This window comes from Pseudomonas entomophila (assembly GCF_029478665.1).
Taxonomy (GTDB): domain Bacteria; phylum Pseudomonadota; class Gammaproteobacteria; order Pseudomonadales; family Pseudomonadaceae; genus Aquipseudomonas; species Aquipseudomonas entomophila_F.
On the sequence record NZ_JARPQB010000049.1, the window covers coordinates 20,440 to 41,745 of the forward strand.

Annotated in this window: 11 protein-coding genes; 9 read left to right on the top strand and 2 right to left on the bottom strand. The window is 62.6% G+C overall.

Translation table 11 applies throughout. The annotated features are described in order from the left end of the window. Nucleotides 1–89: 89 nt before the first annotated feature. On the bottom strand, nt 90–485 hold the full coding sequence (locus P5705_RS21450; protein WP_277462876.1) for a helix-turn-helix domain-containing protein: 396 nt from the start codon (nt 483–485) through the stop codon (nt 90–92). An 84-nt stretch (nt 486–569) separates the two neighbouring features. On the opposite strand from P5705_RS21450, the gene P5705_RS21455 reads away from it, so the two are divergent. Further along, nucleotides 570–1,064, top strand: a complete 495-nt coding sequence (locus P5705_RS21455) for a DUF2938 domain-containing protein (protein WP_277462877.1) — start codon at nt 570–572, stop codon at nt 1,062–1,064. Here the strand turns inward: P5705_RS21455 and P5705_RS21460 are convergent. Continuing rightward, complete coding sequence (locus P5705_RS21460) at nt 1,061–1,831, bottom strand: substrate-binding periplasmic protein (protein ID WP_277462878.1); 771 nt, start codon at nt 1,829–1,831, stop codon at nt 1,061–1,063. The two genes, P5705_RS21455 and P5705_RS21460, sit on opposite strands and share 4 nt — an antisense overlap. A gap of 132 nt (nt 1,832–1,963) precedes the next feature. On the opposite strand from P5705_RS21460, the gene dnaX reads away from it, so the two are divergent. The 8 genes from dnaX (at nt 1,964) to recR (ending at nt 21,192) form a co-directional block, all read left to right on the top strand. Further along, complete coding sequence (gene dnaX, locus P5705_RS21465) at nt 1,964–4,006, top strand: DNA polymerase III subunit gamma/tau (RefSeq protein WP_277462879.1); 2,043 nt, start codon at nt 1,964–1,966, stop codon at nt 4,004–4,006. 65 nt (nt 4,007–4,071) lie between these two features. Further along, a complete protein-coding gene (locus P5705_RS21470; RefSeq protein WP_023632783.1) occupies nt 4,072–4,407 on the top strand; it encodes a YbaB/EbfC family nucleoid-associated protein in 336 nt (111 codons plus the stop codon). A 294-nt stretch (nt 4,408–4,701) separates the two neighbouring features. Then, nucleotides 4,702–6,126, top strand: a complete 1,425-nt coding sequence (locus P5705_RS21475) for a TolC family outer membrane protein (RefSeq protein ID WP_277462888.1) — start codon at nt 4,702–4,704, stop codon at nt 6,124–6,126. A gap of 126 nt (nt 6,127–6,252) precedes the next feature. Continuing rightward, nucleotides 6,253–8,397, top strand: a complete 2,145-nt coding sequence (locus P5705_RS21480; protein WP_277462881.1) for a type I secretion system permease/ATPase — start codon at nt 6,253–6,255, stop codon at nt 8,395–8,397. A 5-nt stretch (nt 8,398–8,402) separates the two neighbouring features. Next, nucleotides 8,403–9,827 (top strand): HlyD family type I secretion periplasmic adaptor subunit, encoded by a 1,425-nt coding sequence (locus tag P5705_RS21485; protein ID WP_277462882.1) that lies wholly within the window; start codon nt 8,403–8,405, stop codon nt 9,825–9,827. 47 nt (nt 9,828–9,874) lie between these two features. Then, the gene (locus tag P5705_RS21490; protein ID WP_277462883.1) at nt 9,875–10,258 is read left to right on the top strand and encodes a hypothetical protein; all 384 of its coding nucleotides are present in this window, start codon (nt 9,875–9,877) and stop codon (nt 10,256–10,258) included. A 52-nt stretch (nt 10,259–10,310) separates the two neighbouring features. Then, entirely contained in the window at nt 10,311–20,351 is a 10,041-nt protein-coding gene (locus tag P5705_RS21495; RefSeq protein WP_277462884.1) for a calcium-binding protein, read from the top strand. A gap of 238 nt (nt 20,352–20,589) precedes the next feature. Continuing rightward, nucleotides 20,590–21,192, top strand: coding sequence for a recombination mediator RecR (gene recR / locus P5705_RS21500; protein ID WP_277462886.1), 603 nt, complete (start codon nt 20,590–20,592; stop codon nt 21,190–21,192). Nucleotides 21,193–21,306: the final 114 nt, after the last annotated feature.

A 21,306-nucleotide genomic window follows, 5' to 3' on the forward strand; every position in this document is an offset into this window, starting at 1 on the left:
ACCTCCCGTAGGAGCCGGCTTGCCGGCGAACAGGGGCATCACCGCTCGATGGCACCGACCTTGCCGGTGTTCGCCGGCAAGGTCGGCTCCTACAGGTGCTTGCGTCGTTTGCCCTGAGCGGCTGACACCTGTATCAGGCGTTGGAATGTCGGGCACTGCAGATGATTCTCCTCCGGGCACGCCGCCGCATGGCGCAACCCCTTGCTCATTGCCTGCAAGCGCCTGACCCGGCGGTCGATCTCGTCGGCCTTGACCAACAGCATCTGCCGGTCGACTTGCTGCTCCACCAGCATCGCCGCCACCTCGTCCAACGAAAAACCGGCCGCCTGGCCCAGGGCGATCAATGCCAGGCGCTCCGGCGTATCGGCCGGGAACTGCCGGCGCTGGCCACGCACCGACAACGACCTGAGCAAGCCCTTGTTGGCGTAGTAGCGCAGCGTGGAGGCCGGTACTCCCGTGCGCCTGGCGACATCGGCAATGTCCATTGTTGATTCCTTGACTTGAAGTCGACTTCAACTTGCATGCTGCGCGGCATGGACTTTTCCGTCAATCCGCCAAGGGTATTCGCCATGACCACCATTCCCCTGATTCCCTCCATCCTGTCGATCGGTATAGGCGCCACCCTGGTCATGGACCTGTGGACGTTCGTGCTCCGGCGCCTGGGCGTCACCACCCTGAACTACGCCATGATCGGACGTTGGGCCGGGCATCTGCTCCAGGGCCGCTGGCGGCACCCGGCAATCGTCAAGGCGGCCCCGGTCGAGGGCGAACGGATATGGGGGTGGCTGATCCACTATGCCACCGGGCTGTTGTTCGCCGGGCTGTTGATCGGAGTGGTCGGGCAGGGCTGGCTGCTCGACCCGACACTCAGGCCGGCGCTGCTGTTCGGGGTCGTGTCGGTGCTGGTACCCCTGTGCGTGGTCCAGCCGGCACTGGGGGCGGGTTATTTTGCGGCGAGAACGCCCGCGCCATTGAAGAGCTGCCTGCGCAGCCTGGCGACGCACAGTGTGTTCGGCCTTGGCCTGTACTTGGCTGCGCTCGGCGTGGCCCGGGTGACAGGCTAGTATCTGTCGCCCTCGGCCAGGTGCCCTTGCGGGGGCTCACGGGTATAGCGCTCGATGATCCGCGCGATCTCTCCGGACTGCTTCAGCCGCACCAGGGCCCTCAGCAGCGCCTGGGTCGGCAGCGCCGGGTCGTTGCGCACCATGCAGCCCAACGGCTGTTCCTGCAGTACGTTCAGGCCACGCAGCCGCTGCGCCGCCGGCAGTTGGCGATTGAACCACTGCAGCGACAGCTGGTTGCTTACGGCATGCCGATAGCGCCCGGCCTGGAGCTTCTGCAGCGCCAGCAGTTGGTTGCGGCTGTCCTCGCGTTGCAGGCGGCCGCTGCTGAACAGGGGTTCGAGGGTAGGGTAGGTGTAGCCAAGCACGGTGCCGATGGCCTGGGGCGTCAGGTCGCCAGGGCTGGCCGGGCCACTGTCGCCGGCACGGCCAACCAGCAAGTCGCGCTGCTCGATGAGCGGGACGCTCCACAAGTAGTCACCTGGGCGCTCGCTCAGCCACTGGGGGGAGACGTAGCAGCGCACGTCGATATCGCCATTTTGCATGGCCTCTTGCAGGCGCAGGCGGGCCATCACGTGGTACTGCGGGCGCACGCCCACCTCGCGGGCGAGGGCCTGGATCAGGTCGAACAGGATGCCCTCCACCGGTTGCTCCTGCTCGGTGCGCATCAACGGCATGCTCCAGCTTTCAGCGATGGAGAAGCGCAGCGCCAGCGGCTCGGCCAGGCTCTGGGTGGTCCACAACAACAGCAAGGCCAGGACTCGGCGCACGTCGCATCCTCCCTGATCTGTCCGCTCGCGTGCCCGTCACTGAGCTTAGACGAGATCGGCAGGGTGCAATTTCGGCCCCGCTCCGCTAGCATTAGCGCTCTTTCCGCCCGCTCCGGTCACGATGGTTTTTTGATGAGTTATCAGGTTCTTGCACGTAAATGGCGTCCGCGCTCGTTCCGCGAAATGGTCGGCCAGACCCATGTGCTCAAGGCTTTGATCAACGCCCTGGACAACCAGCGCCTGCACCACGCCTACCTGTTCACCGGCACCCGCGGGGTGGGCAAGACCACCATCGCGCGGATCATCGCCAAGTGCCTGAACTGCGAGACCGGCATCACCTCCACACCTTGCGGCACCTGCTCGGTGTGCCGGGAGATCGACGAGGGGCGCTTCGTCGACCTGATCGAGATCGACGCCGCCAGCCGCACCAAGGTCGAGGACACCCGCGAACTGCTCGACAACGTGCAGTACGCGCCCAGCCGCGGGCGCTTCAAGGTCTATCTCATCGACGAAGTGCACATGCTTTCGACGCACTCGTTCAACGCCTTGCTCAAGACGCTGGAAGAGCCGCCGCCCTACGTCAAGTTCATCCTCGCCACCACCGATCCGCAGAAACTGCCGGCGACCATCCTGTCGCGCTGCCTGCAGTTCTCGCTGAAGAACATGAGCCCGGAGCGGGTGGTCGAGCACCTCAGTCACGTGCTGGGCGCCGAGAATGTGCCGTTCGAGGACGATGCCCTGTGGTTGCTCGGGCGTGCCGCCGATGGCTCCATGCGCGATGCCATGAGCCTGACCGACCAGGCCATCGCCTTCGGTGAAGGCAAGGTGCTGGCCGCCGATGTACGGGCGATGCTCGGCACCCTCGATCACGGCCAGGTCTATGGCGTGCTGCAGGCGCTGCTGGAGGGCGATGCCCGGGCGCTCCTGGAGGCCGTTCGCGACCTTGCCGAGCAAGGGCCGGACTGGAACGGCGTGCTCTCGGAAATGCTCAACGTGCTGCACCGCGTTGCCATTGCCCAGGCGTTGCCCGAGGCCGTCGACAACGGCCAGGGCGACCGCGATCGCGTGCTGGCCCTGGCCCAGGCGCTGCCGGCTGAAGACGTGCAGTTCTATTACCAGATGGGCCTGATCGGCCGTCGCGACTTGCCGCTGGCGCCAGACCCGCGCGGTGGCTTCGAGATGGTGCTGCTACGGATGCTGGCGTTCCGCCCGGCCGATAGCGACGACGCGCCGAAACCGGTACTAAAGCCGGTGGGGATCAGCCAGGCCACAGCTGATCCGGCCCAATCGGTGGCAGTGGCGGCCGTTGCCGTCGAGACACCCGTTGCCGACCCCGTCGTTCAAGTCGCCGAGCAAGCCCCTGCGCCAGTCGAGCGCCAGCCTGAACCGGTTGTTGAGCCTGTAGTGCAGGCTGCCCCTGCGGTAGCACCTGAGCCGGTGCCCGAGCCGCAGCCGGTCGAGGAGGTGGTCGACCTGCCGTGGGAAGAACCTTCCGCGCCTCCAGCCGTCGAGCCACAACCCGAAGTCATCCAGGCGCCAGCCGCCGAGCCCGTCGCCAGCCCGCCGGGCTACGACGAACCACCGTTCGATCCGGCTGCCTATGGCGCGGTCGGCATGGATCGTGACGACGAGCCGCCGATGGACGAGGATTACTACGTTGCGGACAGCGACCCGGCAGGCTTCAGCTACCTGGACGAACTGGCCGAGCATGTGCAGGAAGAAAAGCCGGTCAAAGCCCCGGAACCCCTGCCTGCATCCAAGCCGGCCACCGGCCTGGCCCTGCAATGGCTGGAATTATTCCCACAGTTGCCTGTCTCCGGTATGACAGGCAACATCGCCGCGAACTGTACATTGATCGCCGCCGACGGTGACGATTGGCTGCTGCACCTGGACCCAGGGCAGGGCGCGCTGTTCAACAGCACGCAACAGCGGCGCCTGAACGACGCGCTCAATCAGCAGCTCGGGCGTGAAATCCGTCTGAAGATCGAGCTGATCCGCCCTGAGCAGGAGACTCCGGCCCAGGCCGCCGCGCGCAAGCGCTCGGAGCGCCAGCACGAGGCCGTGGTGTCGATCGAGCAGGACCCGCTCATCCAGCAGATGATCCGGCAGTTCGGCGCGACGGTGAGGCAGGATACTATTGAGCCTGTGGACGCCCTGGCCAACCCGGGGCAATGAACGAATAACCATGCGGCCCGCCCCGTGCCGGGCCGCATCACATGACCCAATCGAGGTATACCCCCATGATGAAAGGTGGCATGGCCGGCCTGATGAAGCAGGCCCAGCAGATGCAGGAAAAGATGCAGAAGATGCAGGAAGAGCTGGCCAACGCCGAAGTCACTGGCCAGTCCGGTGGCGGCCTGGTGAGCGTGGTGATGACCGGTCGCCATGACGTCAAGCGCGTCAGCATCGACCAGAGCCTGATGTCGACCGATGCCGACGACAAGGAAGTGCTCGAGGACCTGATCGCCGCTGCACTCAACGACGCCGTGCGCAAGATCGAGCAGAGCAGCCAGGAAAAGATGGGCGGCATGACCGCTGGCATGCAGTTGCCGCCTGGTTTCAAGATGCCGTTCTGAGGCGCTGTCCAGGCAACGCCAGATGCCCCCGCGGGTGAGTGGGGGCCTTTGAGAAACCCGATGCGTGCATCGGGTTTTTTTACCACTCGAAAAAGGCACTGGAGCGCTGCAAACAGTATTGGTTCTTAATTGATTTTGCCAGCATTGATCGCTTAGTATGCCGCACCCCCTCAAATGGCAATGTGCCATTGCTCGAGACTCCCCAGTTGTGCAGGGTACCGTTCGGTGCCAACAATCCAAAGGCGCAGATTTTCGGGAAGGCAGGATGCTGGGTATGTGCAAAAGGATGTGTTCATGTTTCGTGCTCAACGGGTCGTCGTTCTAGCCTGGCTGTTCTCCTCATGTGCCCTGGCCGTACCGGTATCGGAGCGCGCCGAATTGATGGCTGTCTATCGGCAAGCTGTTGAGCACAACACTGAGATCGCGGCTGCTCGTGCCGATTTTGCCGCCCGCCAGGAGGCCTTGCCCCAGGCGCGGGCCAATCTGCTGCCTGCCATCAGCGTCGGCTCGACCGTCGAATCAACTCGCCTGACCCGCGACAAACCCGAGCTGACCCGGGCGCGCAGCGGCACGACGGTCCAGGCCAATCTCAAGCAACCGCTTTTCAACGCCGCTTTCTGGTTCGAGCTCAAGGCGGCCAAGGCCAGCACTGCACAAGCGGCATTGGAGTTGTCGGCGAAGGAGCAGGCGCTGATCCTGAAGACCGCCGAGGTCTACTTCGAGACGCTGCGCGCCACAGATGAGCACGCTACCTCGGTTGCCGAAGAGACCGCACTCAAGCAGCAGCGTGACCAGGCGCAGGCTCGGCTCAAGGGCGGATTGTCGAGTATTACCGACGTGCTGGACGCACAATCGGCCTACGACAATGCGATGGCCAACCGCAAACTGGCGCAGCGGCAGGTGGACGATGCCTTTGAACAGTTGATTCGTCTGACGAGCAAACCTTACGCGAGCATTGAAGGCATGCGTCATCAGATGCCCGTGCATGCCCCAGTCCCCGATGACACCCAAGCCTGGGTCGATGCGGCGTTGGGGAAGAACCTGACGCTGCAGGCCAGCAACTATGCCGTGCAAGCGGCGGAGGAAAACCTCAGCCAGCGTCGTGCTGGCCACGCCCCGACCGTCGATGCGGTGGTGTCCTATCGGCGTGGCGACAATGACAGTTTTGGTTACAGCAACCCAAGCGACTTCGGGCTTGACGGCTATCGCGGCAACGTCGCCCAGAGCAGCGTCGCCCTGGAAATGAACCTCCCGCTGTTCAACGGTGGGCGCACCAGCTCGCAGTCGCGCGAGGCCTACCAACGCTTGGCGCAGAGCGAAGAGCAGCGCGAGGGCCAGCGCCGGGAGGTGGTCCTCGATGCGCGTAATTTCTTCCGTGCCGTCAACTCGGATATCGAGCAGATCCATGCGCGCAGGCAGACGATCCTGTCGAGCCAGGAATCGTTGAAAGCTTCGAAGGTCGGGGCCGATATCGGCACGCGCAACACCGTCGATGTACTCAATGCCCAACGCCAGTTGTTCAAGGCCGTGCGCGACTACAACAACGCCCGCTACGACTTCATCCTCAACAACCTGAGATTGAAACAGGCGGCCGGCATGCTGGCTGCTGATGATTTGCAGTCGCTCGCCAGCTATCTGAAAGCTGACTACGAGCCACAACGCGACTTTCTACCGCCGGAGCTGATGTCGGCCTCCGTTGCGGGATTATCCCGGCGTTAGCCAGAACCCTGCTGCCATGCCTGGTCTGTTCGGGCATGAGGTGGGAGTGTGCTCCTCCCGTGGCCGGGGCACGCCAAGGGCAAGATCAACCGGCGTATTCGATGATTCACCAGCATGGAAGCACTTATGCAAGGACCCGGGGCCGATGCGGCCCAAACCAAAGGCGCAGTCGACACAGGTTTGGCCTGTCTTGCCATGTTGGCGCGCTTTCACAACCTCGCGGTTTCACCCGAGCAACTGGCCCATGAGTATCTCGTGCAGGGCCAGGCCTTCGGTAGGGCCGAGATTCTGCTAGCCGCCCGTCAGCTCGATCTGAAGGCCAAGGCCATCCGTACCACCTTCGATCGGCTGGCGCGAACACCATTGCCAGCCATCGCCTGTGACAGCGGTGGAGGTTTTTTCATCATCGCCCGTGTCGACGAGGGCAAGGTGTTGATCCACGACCCCCTTTCCCAGCGTCCGGAATTGCTCGATGTCGAGCAATTGCAGGCGCGTTGGGGGGGCGAGATGATCCTGTTGCGCTCCCAGGCATCGCTAGCGGCGGAGCTGTCGCGATTCGATTTCACCTGGTTCATTCCTGCCATCGTGAAATACCGCAAGCTGCTTGGTGAAGTCTTGCTGGTGTCGTTCGTGCTGCAGATCTTTGCGCTGCTGACGCCGCTGTTCTTCCAGGTGGTCATGGACAAGGTGCTGGTGCACCACGGCTTGACCACACTGGATGTGATCGCCATCGGTCTGCTGGGCATCATGCTCTTCGAAACCATCCTGAGTGGCTTGCGCAGCTATGTCTTTGCCCATACGGCAAGCCGTATCGACGTCGAGTTGGGTTCCAGGTTGTTCCGGCACCTGGTGACGCTACCGCTGTCGTACTTCCAGGCCCGGCGCGTCGGTGACTCGGTTGCCAGGGTGCGTGAGCTGGAGAATATCCGCAGCTTCCTGACCGGCAATGCCATCACACTGCTGCTGGATGTGCTGTTCTCGGTGGTTTTCATCGCCGTGATGTTCTTCTACAGCGGCTGGTTGACGCTGGTGGTGCTGTTGTCACTGCCGCTTTACTTCGTCGTCTCGTTGGTGATCACCCCGATGCTGCGTGCGCGGCTGAACGAGAGCTTTGCCCGTGGCGCGGAAAACCAGGCATTCCTGGTGGAGACAGTCAATGGCATCGACACGCTCAAGTCGATGGCGGTCGAGCCGCAGGTGACACGCAAGTGGGACAACCAACTGGCGGCGTACGTCAGTGCCGGGTTCAAGACCCAGACCTTGTCCACCGTCGCCAATGAAAGTGTTTCCCTGATCGGCAAGCTGGTGACCGTGGCGACGCTCTGGCTCGGTGCACGCCTGGTGATCGACGGGCAGCTTTCCGTCGGTCAGCTGATCGCGTTCAACATGCTCGCGGGGCGGGTGGCCCAGCCGATCATGCGCCTGGCCCAGTTGTGGACCAACTTCCAGCAGACGGGCGTTTCGGTCGAGCGCCTGGGCGATATTCTCAATACTCAGACCGAGCTGTCGCAGACGACCCGCAGCGCGTTGCCGACGCTCAAGGGGCGTATCGAGTTCGACCAGGTGCATTTCCGCTACCGGCCCGACGGCTCCGAGGTATTGCGTAGTGTCAGCCTGGACATCGGGGCCGGTGAGGTCATTGGTGTAGTTGGGCGCTCGGGTTCGGGCAAAAGCACGCTGACCCGCTTGCTGCAGCGTCTCTATGTGCCTGAACGAGGTCGAGTGCTGGTCGACGGCATGGATTTGGCCTTGGCCGATGTCTCGTCGTTGCGCCGACAGATCGGTGTGGTGTTGCAAGACAACATGCTGTTCAACCGCAGTATCCGCGAGAACATCGCGCTCAGCGATCCCGGCGCGCCGCTGGAGGCGGTGATGCATGCCGCCAGGATGGCCGGTGCGCATGACTTCATCCTGGAGTTGCCGGAAGGTTACGACACCACCGTCGGTGAGCACGGCGCCTCGCTGTCCGGTGGCCAGCGCCAGCGAGTGGCGATTGCCCGGGCACTCATCGGCAACCCACGGATCCTGATCTTTGATGAGGCGACCAGTGCGCTGGACTATGAGTCCGAGCGCATCGTCCAGCAGAACATGCAGACCATCTGCAAGGGCCGCACGGTCATCATCATTGCGCACCGGTTGTCGGCGGTGCGCGATGCCCACCGGATCGTGGTGATGGACCGCGGGCAAATCGTCGAGCAGGGCACTCATGCGCAACTGCTGGAACACCAGGCGGGGCACTACGCGCGCCTGCACCGTTTGCAACAAGGATAGTGGCCATGCGTGAACCCTCCGCCAAACGTGAACTATGGCAGCGCTACCGGCGCGCCTGGAGCCAGGCCTGGCGCCGGCGAAAACAGTTGGACGCACCACCACGCCTGGCGCATGAGGTGCAGTTCCTGCCGGCCGCGCTGGCCCTGCAGGAGCAGCCCACGCACCCGGCGCCGCGCTACATCCTGTGGGCCATCATGCTATTTGCCGCACTGGCGCTGGCCTGGGCATGCCTGGGCGAGATCGAAGTCGTGGCGACGGCCCGTGGCAAGGTGGTGGCCAGCGGCAAGAGCAAGACCATCCAACCGAGCGAGGTGGCGGTGGTCAAGGCGATTCGGGTCTATGACGGCCAAGTGGTGAAGGCTGGCGATGTGTTGGTGGAACTCGACACGAGCGCCTCCGGCGCCGATGTCAAGCGTTTGCAAAGCGAGTTGCTGGCCGCGCAGGTCGATCGTGCGCGCGCCAGCGCTTTGCTCGATTCGATTCAGGGTAACCAGGCGCCAGGCCCTCTGGCGGGTTACCTGCCGGGGGCTGGGGCTGAGCAGGTGCAAGCGGCGCAACGCTGGTTGCAGGGTCAGTACCTGGAAATGCGCAATGCGTTGGACCAGGTGAGTGCAGAGATCGAGCAGCGTTCGGCGGAGATTCAGTCGGCCAAGGCCATTGTCGCCTCCTTGCAGCAGACGCTGCCGATCACTCGCCGCCTGGCCGATGACTACCGCTCCTTGCTCGAACAGCAGTATGTGCCGCGGCATGCCTACCTGGAAAAGCAGCAGGCCCTGCTCGACCAGGAGCGTGACCTGGCTGTGCAGCAGGCACGGGTGATCGAATTGACGGCCAGCCGCAAGGAGGCCGAGCGTCGTCGCGAGGGCACCCTGGCGCAGACCCGTCGCAGCATGCTTGACCTGCAGCAGCAAGCGGAGCAGCAGGTGGCCTCGCTGACCCAGGAACTGAAAAAGGCCGAACAGCGTGACCATCTGATGAGCCTCGCCGCGCCTGTGGACGGCACCGTGCAGCAATTGGCGATTCATACCATCGGTGGCGTCGTGACTGCCGCGCAACCGTTGATGGTCATCGTACCCAGCGACCAGCCAGTGGAAATAGAGGCAATGCTGGAGAACAAGGATGTGGGGTTTGTCCGAGAGGGCCAGCAGGCCAGCGTGAAAGTGGAAACCTTCACTTTCACCAAGTACGGCACGGTGGTGGGCGAAGTTGTCAGCGTTTCCAACGACGCCATCGACGATGAAAAACGCGGGCTGATCTACAGCAGCCGCGTGCGCTTGTTGCAGGACTTCATCTGGGTGCGCGACCAGAAGGTTGCGCTGTCGCCAGGCATGTCGGTTACGGTCGAGATCAAGACCGATCGGCGCAAGGTCATCGATTACTTCCTGAGCCCCTTGCAACAGTATGCGAATGAAAGCCTGCGGGAACGCTGAGGCCGCAGCCTGCTGGTGGGTGTAATAGCCGCATTGGAGAGTCCTGGATGTTGGAACTGAAGGCGTTGCTGGGGGCCGTGGTCGGCCCCGTGTATCTCGGCGTGTTGCTGGCGAGCCTGGTGCTGTTGACGTTCAGGCCCGTGCACGCGGCGTCCTTGTTCATCTGGGGATGCAGCCTGCCGCTGACCGCATTCTCCTACCTGGTCTGGATCCACGGCAGTGGCGGTGACCACTGGACGCTGCCGATGCTGTTCATCCAGCTTCTGGCACTGGCGCAATTGGGTTGGTTGGGCGGCTTGTGTGACGTGGTGTGGCGCATGGGCCGCTGGCTTGCCTGGAAAAGGGCCGGCCTGGTCGTTTCCATGGTCTCCGTTGTGGGGCATGGCGTTTTTCTGGGGGGGATCATGATGTTTGGGTATGGCTCTTCATGACCCGGCCCCCTGCAAAGGTTGGTCAAGTTATCTAGTCAGAAGGAATTGAGTGATGGTGTTCAGAGAGTCTACATTCGAATACATAAAGAGCCAGACCGAGCAGGCCAAGGCGATTGCCAACCAGCTTGGCGCGGCGGATGTCACCGCCCAGGGCATACTCGGGGCGATCGGCGAAGAGTATGAGTCGCTAGGTACCGTCGATAAGATCCAGACGGCACGGGTTTCCGCTTTCAGCCATGAAGAAATCAAAAACAACTACGACAGCGTGGTGAAGGATCAGCAGATCCTGCGTGATGTGGTCTCGGCCGGTTCGATCAAGAAAGGCCTGATCAAATGGGACAACCCGGTACTCAATGATGTCGGGCCAGGCAATATCAAGATCCTGACCGCGATCGACCTGCTGGCAAAGTACAATGCTGGCAACCCCGAGAACGACCCGTTGGGCCTGAAAGGTTATAACGGCGACTACAAGTCGCTGGTCAGTGACCTCTCTGATGAAAAAAACAGTGCCAGCCTGAAGTTCGCCGCACTGATGTTGCAGGAAGGTCGCGCTTTCTATACGGAGCGAGCGGGTGCCGCCTGGGCCTCTTACGATCAGGACACCCAGGATGCGGTACTGATCACCTACTACAACAATGGCAAGGAGTGGGCTACCGCCAGGGCGGATAAGTTTGCCGCCGACAACCCCGGTGGCCAGTACGCACCCAAGCCCGGTGGCGGTGTAAGCGGGGGCGAGGTCTACCTTGAGAATGCCGCGCAGATCAAGAAATACGTGGGCGTTCCTTCTACCCCCATTGCGTCGGTCAGTGACAATTACTTCAAGCTCGATATCAACAATGCGGGCAGCGTGACCGAGAAGGGCGCCACCGACCACGAGCGCAATGCCGCCCAGGTGGCCGATGGTCTGGTGCGCAACGGTGGTGGCTGGAAGATCACCTACGACCCCAACAAGCTCAATATCAACCAGATGCAGGGCAACTGGGTCAACAACACCTTCACTGCCGCCGCGACCCAGATCCTTGCCGACGGCTATCGCCCGGGCAACATCAACACGGCCAGCGACGTGTTCGACTTCAGCCTGCGTGGCTCCAGCCAGGGGCTATCCTATGGCAGCACCCTGGGAGCACTGCTGAACTCAGGCGATGCCCGCGCACGCCTGACCCTGCCTACCGACCCTTTGGTCCTGGACCTGAATGGCGATGGCGTGCGCCTGACCGATTACCTGACGGCCCCGGTGTTCTTCGACGCGGACAACGATGGTGGCAGCCTCGAGGAAACCGGTTGGGTCAGTACCGAGGATGGCATTGTCGTGGTCGACACCAATGCCAATGGCAAGATCGACAACATCAGCGAGACCCTTTCCGAATACTTTGGTGGGGCGCCAGGCAGCAATGGTGATGCCGGGCAGAAGCGTTTCGCCAATGGTTTCGCTGCGCTGGCCAGTCTCGACAGCAATGCCGACGGGGTGTTCGACAGGCAGGATGCGGCCTGGTCGAGCGTCAAGGTCTGGGTCGATGGCAATCACGATGGCAAGAGCTGGCTAGACCTCAACGGCAATGGCGCCATCGAGGCCGGTGAAACCAGCGAGCTCAAGTCGCTGACCGAACTGGGCATCACCCGGATCAACCTCGGAAACCAAGCACAGAGTGGCGAAGTGCGTGATGGCAACGAAGTCCTGGCGCGCGGCACCTTTGTGCACAATGGCGTGACCAAGGAAGCCATCGCTGCAAACTTCGTGGCCAACCCAAACGGACACGTGTTCAGCGCCAATGGCAACGGCACGGTCATTTCGACCCAGGGATCCGGGCAGGTGGCGCCGGTCAAGGGCTATGTTTCTGCTTCGACCACTGGGGAGCGCATCGATGTGGCGCAGAAAGGGGTCAACAACGCCACCGGGGGGGCAGGCAACGATGTGCTGCTGGGTGATGCCCAGAGCAATTGGCTGGCCGGAGGCCAAGGCCGCGACAGCTTCAATGGCGGGGCCGGTGACGATGTCCTGCTGATCGATGGTGACGACCTGCCCGGCAACATTCACGGTGGCGACGGCACCGACATCGTGCAGGTGCTCGGTGACAAAGGGGTACGCCTGAACCTGGCCGAGGCCGGTGTGGAGATTGCCCAGGGCGGGCGTGGTGATGACGTATTCATCGGTGGTGGCAACAGCACGGTCTACATGCGGGGCGGCGACGGCGACGACGTGCTGGTCGGCGGTTCGGCCAACGATGCTCTCTCTGGCGAGGATGGCGACGATTTCATCAACGGTAACGCAGGCAATGACGTGCTGCGTGGCCACCGTGGGCGTGACCAGTTGTTCGGTGGTGAAGGCAACGACTTGATCGAAGGTGGCCTCGATGACGACAGCCTCAACGGTGGCGCCGGGGACGATGTGCTGATCGGTGGTGCCGGTGACGATATGATCGAAGGTGGCGATGGCCTGGACGTCGTGGAGCTGTCGGGTGATTTTGCCGACTACCGTCTGACCCGCACCGCAGAAGGTGTCTGGATCAGCGACACGGTGGCGGGCCGCGATGGCACGGATTTCCTGAAGAACGTCGAGAGCGCCAACTTCCGCAACCTCAAGCAGGTGGAGATTCCGAGCGCCATCAGCGCAGGCAGCGAGAACCCCCTGCTGGTCAAGGATGTCCTGGGCAAGGATCGGGCGGGTGTCGCCTTCGAGCGCACCAGCGCGCACCTGATCGGCAAGGAGCAGTTGCTGCAGAACGATATCGATTGGCAGCACGATGCCCTGCACATCACTGGCCTGTTCGAGGTGGTGGGCGGGAGCGCCAGCCTGACACAGGCGGGCGACGTGCTGTTCACGCCGGATGCGACCTTCACGGGCGTGATGGGTTTCAAGTACACCGTGGCCGACGCCAAGGGCAATGCGGCCACTACGGTCGTCAACATGGGGACTGGTGAGAGCGCGACGATGCGCGCTGCCGTCTATCTGCGCACCGCCGACCTGCCGGCCGATCCGCTGGTGACCGACCAGTGGTACCTGTCCCAGGCCAATATCCTGCCGGTCTGGAAGGATTACACCGGCAAAGGCGTACGCATCGCCCAGGTCGAAATCCAGAGCCCGTTCGGCACCACTCGGGAAATCCTCGATTACCACCACGCCGACCTCAAGAATAACCTCGACCCGCAGTGGCTGGCCAACGCTACCCCGGGGCAGATGGCTGGCGAGGGCAGTGGCGGCAAGTTCAGCGATCATGCGACGCTCGTCGCCGGCGTGATGGTCGCCTCGCGCAACGGTGAAGGCAGTGTCGGCGTGGCCTATGACGCCAGCATCGCCGGTTACTGGGTCGACAAGCATGACTTCGGCAATCTTTCGCATATGCGCGAGTACGATGTGGTGAACCACAGCTGGGGCAGCAGCAACCATTTCGACCTGAAGTTCACGCCGACCGAGCTGGGGTTGATGCCCACGCCGTTCAAGCAGGCTATTGGCGAAGGCCGCGATGGCCTGGGCACGGTGATCGTCACGGCCGGTGGCAACGACCGCGAGAAAGGCGGCAACACCAACTACTCGAATCTCACCAACAGCCGCAGCAGTGTCATCGTTGGCGCGATCAACGCGACCACCGACCTGGGGGCATTGCAACTGGGCGGCAAGCCGTTCTCCAGTCCGGGGGCCAGCATCCTGGTCAGTGCGCCGGGTTCAAATGTGACATCGACCTCGCGCCTGGTTCAGAACGACAATGGCTCGACCTTCGGTAGTGACACCAGCGTTTCCCAGGGCACCAGCTTCGCGGCGCCGATCGTATCGGGCATCGTTGCGTTGATGTTGGAAGCCAACCCCACGTTGGGCTATCGCGACGTTCAGCAGATCCTTGCGATCTCTGCCCGCAAGGTAAATGACAGCGCCACCCACTGGCAGACCAATGGTAGCCAGAACTGGAACGGTGGTGGAATGCACGTCAGCCATGACTACGGCTACGGCGAAGTCGACGCCCGCGCGGCGGTGCGTCTGGCGGAAACCTGGAACAGCCAGCAAATCCTGACCAACGAACTCAGCCTGGCCAAACCCTTGGAATCGGGCGTGCTCAATCGGGCGATCAGCGACGGGCAAGGCGCTGGGATCAGCCATTCGCTTAACATGGGGAATGTCGACTTGCAGGCCGAGCATGTCGAGGTCAAGGTGAGCCTGACCCATGCCCGGCCCGGCGACCTGATCCTCAAGCTGATCTCGCCCTCGGGCACTGAGTCGATTCTGATGAATCGACCCGGCAAGGTCCCCGGCAGTGACGCCAGTGATCGAGGCAATGCCAGCTTCGATGGCGCGCAGACCCTGGACTATGTCTTCAGCACCGCGCTGCTGCGCGGTGAGGCGGTACAAGGCAACTGGACGCTGCAAGTGATCGACAGCACGACGGGCGACATTGGCACGCTGAACAACTGGAGCCTGAATGTCTTTGGCAGGGGCGCCAATGCCGACGACCAGTACGTGTACACCAACGAGTTTGCCCAGCTCGCCGGGACAGGCGCGCGCAATGTACTCAACGACACCGATGGTGGGCAGGACACGATCAATGTGGCGGCCATTTCCAGTGCCAGTACCATTGACCTGTCCAAGGGCGAGGCCACTTTGGCTGGTGCGCGCCTGACCCTTGCCAATCCAGGCCAGATCGAGCACCTGATCGGTGGGGAGTTTGCCGATACGCTGACCGGCAACGCGGCCAACAACACCCTCGTGGGTGGGCGCGGCAATGATGTGCTGGCCGGCGGTGCCGGTGTCGACACGCTGGTCGGTGGGCAGGGCAACGATACCCTGACCGGTGGCGCCGATACCGATTACTTCATCATCGACAAGGCTGCCGGGGAGACCGACACCCTGACCGATTTCGTGATCGGTACCGACCGTATCGTGCTCTCCGGCTTCACCGCCGATACCTATGCGACGATGACCATTTCCCAGCAGGGCGCCGATGCGCGCCTGGAGCTCGGCGATGGGCAGGTGCTGATGCTCAGGAATGTCCAGGCCGCCGGCCTTACATTGAGCAGCTTCATCCACACGCCGGAGGCCGTGCGCGTGAGTCAGCTGTCGCAAGCCTCGGGCTACGGTTTCGGCCTGGACGGCACGGCAACCGAGCGCAACTTGCCAAACACCAGCGGTGGCTTCCGGTACTGGACCAACGATGCGGGTGAGCGGGTGTTCGGCGGTACCGGTGGCGACACGATCCAGGGTGGCCTGGGCAACGATGTGCTGGTGGGTGAGACCTCGACTGACTCACCCATCGGTGGCAATGACGTGATCAACGGCGGCGAAGGCAACGATGTCGTGCGTGGGGGGGCGGGTGACGATGTGCTGCACGGTGGCGCCGGGCTGGATTACCTGGGTGGCGATGCCGGCGACGACACTTTGTATCTGGAGGGTGACCAGGCGATCAGCGACCATGCTACCACCACGTTGCTGTCCCCGAACATCAACCTCAACGGCGCGGCGACCCACACTGGCGCCTCGGTGGCCGGTGGTGCCGGCAACGATCGCTTCGTGCTGGTCGAAGACCTGCGTGACAGTGCCTCGCAAGGCGTCATGGCCAACCTGATCGACGACTTCGAGGTGGGCAACCCCAAGGAAACGATCGACCTGTCGCAGATTCATGCGGTGCGCGGTTTTACCGACCTCAATTTCAGTACTGTCACCGTTGATGGCCAGCAGTACCTGCGGGTCTGGCTCGGGGCCATGGCCAGCGGTACCCAATACCTGACGCTCAAGGGCGTGAGTGCCGGCCAACTGTCAGCCAGCCACTTCATTTTTGGTCAGGGGGGCGCGCAGCCCAAGGTGCTGTTGTCTGGAACGGCGGGTAACGATCTGCTGGTGGGGGATGCCGGGGGCAATATCCTGGACGGTGGTACCGGTGCCGATGTGATGGAGGGGCGGCTGGGCGATGACACCTATATCGTCGATCACCCTGGCGATGTCGTGATGGAAGTGGTCGGTGGTGGCTACGATGTGGTCAAGTCCAGCATTAGCCATGTCCTCGCCGATGAGGTGGAGGTCCTGCAGTTGCAGGGTTCGGCGGCCATCAACGGAACGGGCAATGGCTTGTCCAACCGGCTGGTTGGCAACGCGGGCAACAACGTGCTCGATGGCGCCGGGGGCGCGGATGTGATGGTGGGTGGCCTGGGCGATGACATCTATGTGGTCGATGATGGCGCGGACCGCATCGTCGAGTCGGCCGATGAAGGCACGGACAGCGTCCGCAGCTCGGTCTCCTTCACCTTGGCCACCCATCTTGAGAACCTCGAGCTGACTGGCGATGCTGACATCAACGGTACCGGTAACGCGGTCGACAACATCCTGCGCGGCAACCGTGGGGACAACCGGCTGGATGGCGCCCAGGGGGCGGACCAGATGTATGGTGGCGGGGGCAACGACAGCTATTTTGTCGATCATCTGGGTGACCAGGCCATCGAGGTGCTCGACAGTGGCTTCGACCGTGTCTTCGCCAGCGTGGACTTCTCCCTCGGGGCAAACGTCGAGCGCCTGGAACTGGTAGGGCCTGCCTTGAATGCAACCGGCAACAGCTCGGACAACGAACTGATCGGCAATGCGCTGGACAACCGCCTCTACGGTGGCGCGGGCAACGACTTCCTGCAAGGTGGCAGTGGCAACGATCGGTATGTATTCGGTGTGGGGCATGGCCAGGACGTCATCAGTGAGGTGCTTGGTTTCGCGGGCGGTAACGACAGCATCGTCTTCGAGGCAGGTATCGAGGAGCGCGATGTGGCGGTCGAGCACTCGGCCCAGGGCATGATCCTGCGGCTGAACGACGGCCAGCAGATCGTCTCGGGTTGGACCGCCGCTGGCGGTCACGCCATCGAGCGCATCGAGTTCGCCAACGGCAAGATATGGAACACCGCGACCCTGGCCACGCTGGCCAACCGCGCGCCCACGGTATCTTCTGCGATTTCCGACCAGAACATGGCCGAGGACAGTCGATTTGTCCTGGCCCTGGGCGCGAACACGTTCATCGACGCCGATGCTGGAGATGCCCTGACGCTGCGCGCCACCTTGGCCGATGGCAAGCCGTTGCCGGGCTGGCTCAGCTTCGATGCGGCAACCCGCACCTTCAGCGGGACGCCGGGCAATGCCCAAGTCGGTCGCCTGGACATCCTGGTCACGGCGACCGACAAGGCGGGGGCCGCAGTGTCCGATGCCTTCAGCCTGAACATCGCCAACGTCAATGATGCACCGCAGTTGGCCAATGCCATCGTCGACCTGAATCTCAAGAGTGGCCAGGCATTGCAATACGTGCTGCCGGCCAATACCTTCAGCGACGTCGACGCAGGCGACCGGCTGAGCTACCGGGCTACCCTGGCCAACGGAGCGGCCCTGCCGAGCTGGTTGGTGTTCGATGCAGCCAGCCGCACCTTCAGTGGCACGCCGCTCGATGGCGGCACGCTGTCGATCAAGGTCACGGCGGTGGACCAATCGGCGGCCGAGGTCAGCGATGTTTTCGATATTGTCGTGAGTCCTGCCACTACCGTGATCAATGGCACAGCAGGTGCCGACAACCTGCGTGGGGATGCCCAGGCCAACACGCTCAATGGTTTGGCCGGCGACGATTACCTCTACGGTGGTGCCGGGGATGATGTACTCAACGGCGGTGATGGCAACGACTCGCTCTATGGGGATGCTGGCAACGACATCCTGGATGGTGGGGCAGGCAACGATCGGTTGTCGGGAGACACCGGCAACGACACCTATCGCTTCTACCGTGGCATGGGGCAGGACACGATCATCGACTTCGATCCGACCGTGGGCAATGTCGACACCCTTCAAGTAGCCGCCGACATCACGCCGGCTGATGTGCTGCTGACCCGGGACGGCGGTTACCTCACCCTGGCGATCAAAGGCACGTCCGATAAAGTGACGATCACCTTCTTCAACGATGTCAACTATAGCTTCGAGCGTGTGCTGTTCGCCGACGGTACGATCTGGGACCTCGAGGCGCTCAAGAACATGACGCGCGGCACGCCCAGCCAGGGGGCCGATACGCTGTACGGGGATATTGGTGCCGATGTGCTCGACGGGTTGGCGGGTAACGATCGGATCTATGGCGGTGCCGGCGATGACCGCCTCATCGGTGGGCTCGGTAACGACAACCTGTACGGTGAGACGGGCAATGACACCCTCGAGGGTGGCGACGGCAACGATTCGCTCAACGGCGATGCCGGCAATGACATCCTGGATGGCGGGGCCGGTGATGACACCCTCAGTGGTGGTCAGGGCGATGATGTCTACCTGTTCTATCGAGGGATGGGGCAGGACAGCATCAGCGAGTTCGATATGAGCGTCGGCAACAACGACACGATCAGGGTTGCTGCGGGGATCAGTGCGGCGGATATCACCCTGACCCGCGATCTCTGGGACTTGCAGCTGGGCATCAAAGGCACCACGGACCGGATGACCATCCGCAGCTACACCGACGCCAATTACCAGGTGGAACGTGTGGCCTTCGCCGACGGTAGCGTCTGGACAGTCGACGATCTTCGGCGTCTGTCGCGGGTAGCGCCGAGCGAAGCCGCCGACACCGTCTATGGCGACGACAGCAACGAGCGGATCGATGGCCTGGCGGGCGATGACAAGCTCTATGGCCTGGCCGGAGACGACGTGCTCATAGGTGGGGCTGGCAACGACCAGCTTGATGGCGGCAACGGTAACGATATCCTCGATGGAGGCATCGGCAATGACACGCTGTCGGGCGGTTCGGGTAACGACACCTATCTGTTCCAGCGCGGTGGTGGGCAGGACACGATATCCGACCGTGACTGGACCACGGGCAATTTCGATGTAATCAAGTTCGGCCAGGGCATTGCCGCGGCCGACGTCAAGGCATCGCGTCAAGGCGACCATCTGGAACTGGCGATCATCGGCTCGACCGACAAGGTGACTGTCAGCAACTGGTTCTACGCCAAGGACAACCAGGTAGAACAGGTTCAGTTCGCCGATGGCACGTCATGGGATGTGGCTACCATGCAAGCCCTGGTCAAAGGCGTGGCCACCCAGGGCGACGATGTGCTGCAAGGTGCGGAATCCGTCGACGACACACTCAACGGCCTGGGAGGGGACGACAAGCTCTACGGGCTGTCGGGCAACGATACGCTTAACGGCGGTGCTGGCAACGACATGCTCTCTGGGGGGGCAGGGGCGGACATCCTCGACGGCGGTGTCGGCAATGACAAGCTTCAGGGGGATGCTGGCAATGACACATACCTGTTCTACCGGGGTGCCGGGCAGGACGAGATCAGCGACTACGATTCCCAGGCCGGCAACCTCGATGTGATCGAGGTCGCAGGGGGTATCGCGCCGTCCGACCTCAGCCTGAGCCGAGATCTGTCCAACCTGTACATCGGCATCAAAGGCAGCACCGACACGCTGAAGGTGAACAACTGGTTCTCCAACACCTCGTACCAGGTCGAGCAGATTCGCTTCGCCGACGGCACCCGCTGGAACGTCGACACGATCAAGGCAATGACCAAGGGCTCCGCAACCCAGGGTAACGATCAACTGTTCGGTGACGAAACGCAGGCCGATGTGCTCAATGGGCTTGACGGTGACGACAAACTCTATGGGTTCGCCGGCAATGACACGCTGTTGGGTGGCAAAGGCGCTGACGAGCTGTTTGGTGACAGTGGCGCCGACACCCTCGATGGTGGCGCTGGCAATGACCGTCTGGAAGGGGGTGTCGGTGACGATCTCTACAAGTTCGAACGTGGCGGAGGGCAGGACGTCATCAATGATTTCGACGCGGACACCAACATCGATGTGCTGCAATTTGGCCCGGGAATTTTGACCGAACAGCTGTGGTTCCGCAAGAACGGCTGGGACCTTGAAGTCAGTGTCATTGGCACGTCCGACAAAGTGACGGTATCCAAATGGTCGTTCTGGGGTGAAGGCAACTGGGAGAAGGCGCAGCACATCGAACAGTTCCGCACCAACGATGGCAAGGTATTGCTCGATGGCCAGGTCGATCAGCTGGTCTCGGCGATGGCGGCGTTCGCGCCGCCCGCGGCAGGGCAGATGACGTTGCCGCAGAACTACAAGGAGGCGCTCGACGTCGTCATTGCCAGCAATTGGCAGTAAGAGCGGGAATGTACGCGGCTTGAGTGTCGCGTACATCTGCATCAACGGCCGCTTGCATACCACCGAGGTGTGGAGGCGGTCGGTCCTTGCGGGATTTTTCACCGCTCGGCATATGCCTTGTGAACGCAGGGCAGGTTCAAGGGTCAACCGCAACGGTTGGTCATCGTTTGCCTTTGATTTGACGCTGTCCGCCACGCTCGGTATAAACCGCGTCTTATTGATCTGTCAGGCCTTTCCCATGAGCTTCAGCCCCCTGATCCGCCAACTGATCGACGCCTTGCGCATTTTGCCCGGGGTCGGGCAGAAAACAGCCCAGCGCATGGCCCTGCAGCTGCTGGAGCGCGACCGCAGCGGCGGCACGCGCCTGGCCCAGGCCCTGAGCCAGGCCATGGAAGGTGTCGGTCACTGCCGACAATGCCGCACGCTGACCGAGCAGGAGCTTTGCCCGCAGTGCGCCGACCCGCGCCGTGACGACACGCAGCTGTGCGTGGTCGAGGGGCCGGTGGACGTCTATGCGGTGGAGCAGACCGGCTATCGCGGTCGTTACTTCGTGCTCAAGGGCCACCTGTCGCCGCTGGATGGCCTGGGGCCGGAGGCTATCGGTATTCCGCAGCTGATGGCCAGGATCGAAGAGCAGGGCACCTTCAGCGAGGTGATCCTGGCCACCAACCCGACAGTGGAAGGGGAGGCGACCGCCCACTACATCGCCCAACTGCTGGCCGAGAAGGGCCTGACCGCAACGCGCATCGCCCATGGCGTACCGTTGGGTGGGGAACTGGAGCTGGTGGATGGTGGGACGTTGGCCCATGCGTTCGCGGGACGCCGGCCGATTTCGCTGTAAGACTCAGCCCTTTCAAGGTCTTTGAGTGCGAGGATTATTGGCCGAGTAAGGGTCACCAAGTGCACGCCGGAACCTTTGCCGCGCCTATAAAATCGAGCGCCGCCCGCGCGGCGC